General features: G+C 77.3%; 6 protein-coding genes and 1 pseudogene. All 7 read right to left on the bottom strand.

Annotated elements, in window-relative coordinates; genetic code table 11:
• Nucleotides 1-305 (bottom strand): annotated as a pseudogene (locus C6N75_RS31140) (hypothetical protein); the annotation flags it as partial.
• Complete coding sequence (locus C6N75_RS24305; protein WP_105871037.1) at nucleotides 302-1,030, bottom strand: hypothetical protein; 729 nt, start codon at nucleotides 1,028-1,030, stop codon at nucleotides 302-304. The gene C6N75_RS24305 and the pseudogene C6N75_RS31140, both read right to left, overlap by 4 nt.
• A gap of 15 nt (nucleotides 1,031-1,045) precedes the next feature.
• Nucleotides 1,046-1,576, bottom strand: coding sequence for a hypothetical protein (locus tag C6N75_RS24300; RefSeq protein ID WP_105871036.1), 531 nt, complete (start codon nucleotides 1,574-1,576; stop codon nucleotides 1,046-1,048).
• 32 nt (nucleotides 1,577-1,608) lie between these two features.
• Nucleotides 1,609-2,160, bottom strand: a complete 552-nt coding sequence (locus tag C6N75_RS24295; protein WP_105871035.1) for a hypothetical protein — start codon at nucleotides 2,158-2,160, stop codon at nucleotides 1,609-1,611.
• Nucleotides 2,157-2,636, bottom strand: a complete 480-nt coding sequence (locus C6N75_RS24290) for a hypothetical protein (RefSeq protein WP_105871034.1) — start codon at nucleotides 2,634-2,636, stop codon at nucleotides 2,157-2,159. Before C6N75_RS24290 ends, C6N75_RS24295 begins: the two co-directional genes overlap by 4 nt.
• Nucleotides 2,633-3,775 (bottom strand): MCE family protein, encoded by a 1,143-nt coding sequence (locus C6N75_RS24285; protein WP_105871033.1) that lies wholly within the window; start codon nucleotides 3,773-3,775, stop codon nucleotides 2,633-2,635. The genes C6N75_RS24290 and C6N75_RS24285 overlap by 4 nt, the downstream gene beginning before the upstream one ends.
• A complete protein-coding gene (locus C6N75_RS24280) occupies nucleotides 3,772-5,004 on the bottom strand; it encodes an MCE family protein (protein WP_105871032.1) in 1,233 nt (410 codons plus the stop codon). Before C6N75_RS24280 ends, C6N75_RS24285 begins: the two co-directional genes overlap by 4 nt.
• Between the last annotated feature and the right edge of the window lie 92 nt (nucleotides 5,005-5,096).

Here is a 5,096-nt window from a genome sequence, read left to right as displayed (position 1 = left end):
AGCGTGGGCCGGGGGCGCGCGCGCGGGGGGGCGGGGGGGGCCGGGGGGACGGGGGCGCGCCGGTGGGCGGGCGGCCCGGCTGCGGGCAGGCCGGCGGCGGTCCTGCCCGCCGTCCTCAGCGGCCCCCCGCCCACGGCCGCCGCCGTCTGCGCGGGGGCGGGTGCGGCGGCGAAGGCCGGCAGGCCGGGGGCCTGGGAGGCGGTGAGCGCGGCCATCGCGGTGACCGCGGCGGCGGTCCCGGTCAGCCCGCGCCGGACGCGGCGGCGGCCGCCGGCCCCCGTAGGCGTGCTCCGGGAGCCGCTCACGAGCCGGCCCCCAGGGTGTCGATGGCGCTGATCCGCCAGGCGCCACCGGTGCGGACCGCCTCGACCGCGAACATCGCCGCGCCGTAGGCGGTGTCGCCGGCCGCCTTCGCCGCGGCGCCCTGGCCCGCCGCGTCCTTGGCGGCGGCGGTGCGGGTGTTGCGCTGGTCGGCGTAGACGAGGACCCGGGCCCGGTCCCCGTCGAGGAGTTCGACGCCGCTGTGGGTGACGGTGGTGGTGAGCACCAGCTTCTGCCTCGGCCCCTGGGCGCGGACCGGGGCGAGCATGGCGCGGTGCTGCTCGACGGCCTTTCCGGTGAGGTGGGCGCGGACCGCCCGGTCGGCGGCGGCCGGGGCGGTGTGGTCGTAGGAGAAGAGCGCGGCCACCGCCGTGGCGAGCTGGCCCTTGACCTCACTGGTCCGGCCGACGTCGGTGAGGGCGGCGTTGTGCAGGGCGGGCTCGTCGCGCAGGGCGGCGGCCTGGCCGGCGGACCAGGCGGCGAACGCGCCGAGCAGGACGGTGGCGGCGGCGAGGACGAGGGGCGCCCGGCGGCCCCGGAGGCGGGACCGGGGCGCGGGCGGCGCGGCCTCGGCGTCCGCCGGCTCGGCGGGGGCCTCGGAGGCCGGGACCGGGACCGGGACGGCGGCCGGGGCCGTGCGCGCCCGGGGCGCGGGCGGCGCGGCGGACAGCCGGCGGCGGCGGTTGACCAGGTGGCGGGTGGTCGACATGGGCGGGACCTCCTCTCAGCCGGTGGCGGCGCTGCCGACCGGGGCCTGGCCCAGGGCGCTGAGTTTCCAGCCCTGGGGGGTGCGGGTGAGTTCGCCGAGCATCCGGCTCTCCTTCGCGTTGGGGGCGCCCTTCGGCGGGGTGACCGTCACCCGCAGGGCGACCATGACGCTCGCCCGGCCGGTGCGGGTGTCCAGCTCGGTCACCGCGCCGGACAGCACCTTGGCGGTGGTCACCGTCTTCGCCTGCTGGATCTGGCGCTCGAACTCGGGCCGCCCGGCGGTCAACTGGGTCAGCAGGTCTCCGGTGGCGGAGTCGCGCCAGGTGTCCAGGCCGCGCCGGAGGTCGCGGTGGTCGAGGGTGTTGAGGTTCTGCACGGCCTGCTCGCCGGCGGAGAGCACCTCGTCGCGGGTGGCGGCGTAGGCGGCGGACTCGTCGTGCGCCGCGGCGTACCAGGACCAGCCGCCCCAGCCCGCGCCGCCCGCGGCGAGCAGGGCGAGCCCGGCCGCGGCGAGGAGCAGCGGGTTGCGTGTCGTCGTTCGGGCCATGGCGGGAGCGCCCCCTGTGGGTGGTCGGTCGGTCATCGGGCCTGGAGGGTGGTGATCCGCCAGCGGCCGCCGCTCTTCTCGGCGGTGACGGCGAGCTGGGCGGCGGCCGTGGCGGGCGGTTTCCCGGCGCGCTCGGCCACCTGGTCGAGGAAGACCAGGAGTTCGGCGCGGTCGGCGGTGAGCCGGACGACGCCGGTGCGGACGACATGGGTGGTGAGGGTGAGCCGCTGGTCGGCGGCCGGTCGCTCGACCTGGCCGATCAGCTCCTCGTACTGCCGTGCCGCCTGGCCGGCGAGCAGCCGGCGGGCGGACGCGCGGGCGCGGGCGGTGTCGCCGGGGCCGTAGGAGAAGACCTCGGTGAGCGCGCCGCCGACCTCGCCGGCGACGTGGGAGGTGGCCTCGGGGTCGGCGAGTGCCTGGTTGCGGACGGCGGGGTCGTCGGAGAGGCGGACGGTGAGCGCCAGCAGGACTGCGGCGGCGGCGAGCAGCACCACGACCGGCAGGGCGGACGCCCGGCGCCGGCGGGTCCGGGGCGCGGGCGGCGCCGGGGCCTCGGTATCGGCGGCGGCCGTGTCGGCGGTCATGAGCCGGCCACCGGGACGGCGGTGAGCGCGCTGACCTTCCAGCCGTCGGCGGTACGGGTGAGGTCGGCCTCCAGTCGTCTGCGGTCGGTGGTGGCGCGGCCGCCGGGCGGGGTGGTCTCCACCTCGGCGGTGGCGATGAGCACGGCGGTGCCGGCCCGCTCGTCCAGCGCGGTGAGGGCGGCGGCGGTGACGGTGGCGCGGGCCGCCGGGGCGTCGGCCGCCGGCGGCTTCGCCCGCGCCAGTTGGTCGCGGAGTGCGCCGGTGGCGGCGGTCAGCCAGCCGGTCCGGGACTCGGCGGCCCGCTCCGGGTCGACGCTGCTGAGCTTCTCGACGTGGCGGCGGCCGGTGTCGAGGGCGGTGTCCCGGGTGTGCGCGTACGACCGGTCGCCGTCGCCGGCCGTGCGCAGGTACGCCCCGCCGGCGGCGGCGCAGAGCAGGGCGGCCAGGGCGAGCGCCGCCCACCAGCGGCGGGTCACCGGGTCTTCCCCTTCGCGGGAACGCCGCGGTCCGGGCCGGGGGCGTTCGCCGATCCTCGGACGTTGGTTCCGGTGGAGGGGTCGGCGGTGCAGCGGGCGCGGGTGTTGAGCGGCGGCGGGTCGGAGAGGTCCAGGCCGTTGCGGTAGCGGGTGGCGCCGTAGCCGTCGGTGCAGGGCAGCGGGGCGAAGAAGGCGACGGACATGCCGAGGTTGGCTCCGGCGGGGGTGATGGCGGTGGCCCCGGCCGAGGCCAGCGCGGGCACGGTGACGAGGAGTTCCTCGATGCCGCGCTGCCGGGTCACCGCCACCTCGGAGGTGGTGAGCAGGTTGGCGAGGACGGCGCCGAGGGCCGGGTCGAGATCCTTCAGCAGTCCGCTGACCTGTCCGGCGGCCGCGGGGGCGGCGGCGATCAGGGCGCGCAGATCGGCGTCGGAGTCCTTGAGGGCGGCGGCCAGCTCCCGGGCGCCGGAGGCGAAGTCGGTGAGCGCCCTGCCCTCCTCGGCCTGGGTGCGCAGCACCGTCTCGGCGTCGCCGATCAGCCGGGTGGTGGCGGGCAGCGCCTCGTCGGCGGCGCGGACGAAGTAGTCGCCGTTGTCGAGCAGGACCTGGAGGTCGTCGCCGCGGCCGGCCAGCGCGGTGCCGAGTTCGTCGACGACGGTGCGCAGGGAGGTGGTGTCCACGGAGGCGGCGAGGTCGGTGACGCTGCCGAGGACGGTGGTGACGGGCTCGGGCAGCCGGGTGTCGGCGCGGGCGATGACCGAGCCGTCGGCGAGGTAGGGGCCGCCGTCGCGGGTGGGGCGCAGGTCGATGTACTGCTCGCCGACGGCGGAGAGGTTGGCGACGACGGCCTCCAGGTCGGCGGGGATGGCGGGGGCGTCGTCCCGGATGCGGAGTTCGGCCTCGACGCCGTCCGCGGTGAGCCGGACGGGCCCGACCCGGCCGACGGACACGCCGCGGTAGGTGACGTCCGAGTGGCTGAACAGCCCGCCGGTGGCGTCGAGTCGGACCCGCACGGTGTAGTGGTCGCGGAGGCCGACGAGGTGGCCGAGTCCGGCGTAGCGGACTCCGACGTACCCCATGACCAGGACGGCGATGAGCAGGAAGGCGAGGTTCTTGAGCCGGATGGCGGGGGTGATCATCGGGTCGCGCCTCCGGTGGGGACGGCTCGCGGGGCGGAGGGCAGCGGGAGGGGAGGCAGTGCGCCCGAACCGGGCCGGGCGGCGTCCCCGGGGCCGGAGCCGCCGGGTGTCGTGCGGGCCGGGGAGTCTTCGGCGGGCGGCGCGCCGGGCGGCGGGGCTGCGCCGTCCGCCCCGCCGTCGGCTTCGTCGTCCGGGGTGAGGGCGGGGACGATCCGGGTGCCGGGGACGGCCGTGAGGTCCAGGTAGACGTTGAGGTAGTCGCCCTTGACGCCGCGCAGCACCTCGTCGGTGAAGGGGTAGGTCAGCAGCACCTGGAGCGAGTCGGGCAGCGCCTTCCCGGCGTCGGCGAGCGCGGTGAGGGTGGGGCCGAGGGCCTTGAGGTCGGCGACCATGTCGTCCTTGGCGCGGTCGACGGTGTCCACCGCCACGGTGGAGAGGGTGTCCAGGGCGCGGAGCATGGTGAGCAGTCGGCCGCGCTGCTCTTCGAGGACCTTCAGGCCGGGGCTGAGTCCGGTGAGCGCGGCGCCCACGTCCTGGCGGCGGGTGGCGAGGGTGGCGCTGAGCCGGTTGACCCCGTCCAGGGCGGCGGTGATGTCCTGCTTGTTGCCGTCGAGTCCGGCGACCAGGGTGTTGATCCGGGTGAGGAGCGAGCGGATCTCGGTCTCGTTGCCGCCGAGCGCGGTGCCCAGCTCACCGGCGATGGTGCGCAGTTGCTGGATGCCGCCGCCGTTGAGGACCATCGACAGGGCGCCGAAGACCTCTTCGACCTCCGGATTGCGGTCGGTGCGGTCGGCGGGGATGCGGGCGCCGTCGGCGAGCGTGCCGCGGGGCTCGGCGGGAGCGGTGAGCTGCACGTACTTCTCGCCGAGCAGGCTGGACTGCTCCAGCCGGGCGTGGGCGTTGGCCGGCAGGCGTACGTCGCCGTCGACCTTCATGGTGACGGTGGCCGACCAGTCGCCGGGGTCCAGGGTGATGCGGGTGACCCGGCCGACGGCGACGTCGTTGACCTTGACCGCGGACTGCGGGACGAGGCTGAGGACGTCGGCGAACTCGGCGGTGACCTGGTAGGGGTGGTCGCCGAGATCGGCGCCGCCGGGCAGCGGGAGCTGCTCGATGCCGGTGAGTTCGACGTCGGGGGCGGAGCAGCCGGCGAGTGCGGCGGCCAGGAGCAGGGCGAGCGCGGTGGTGGTACGGCGGCGGGGTGCGGCTTCGCCTGGCTGCGGGGTCATCGGGCGGCTCCCTTCCCGGTGGCGGGCGCGCTCGTGGCTTTCGGGGTCTTCGACGGGGTGCCGTAGAGGGGGCCGACGGCCGGGAGCGGGAG

This window comes from Streptomyces solincola (genome assembly GCF_002982015.1).
GTDB lineage: Bacteria > Actinomycetota > Actinomycetes > Streptomycetales > Streptomycetaceae > Streptomyces > Streptomyces solincola.
The sequence above is the reverse complement of the archived record's forward strand: the minus strand, read 5'-3'. Positions and strand labels throughout refer to the sequence as shown.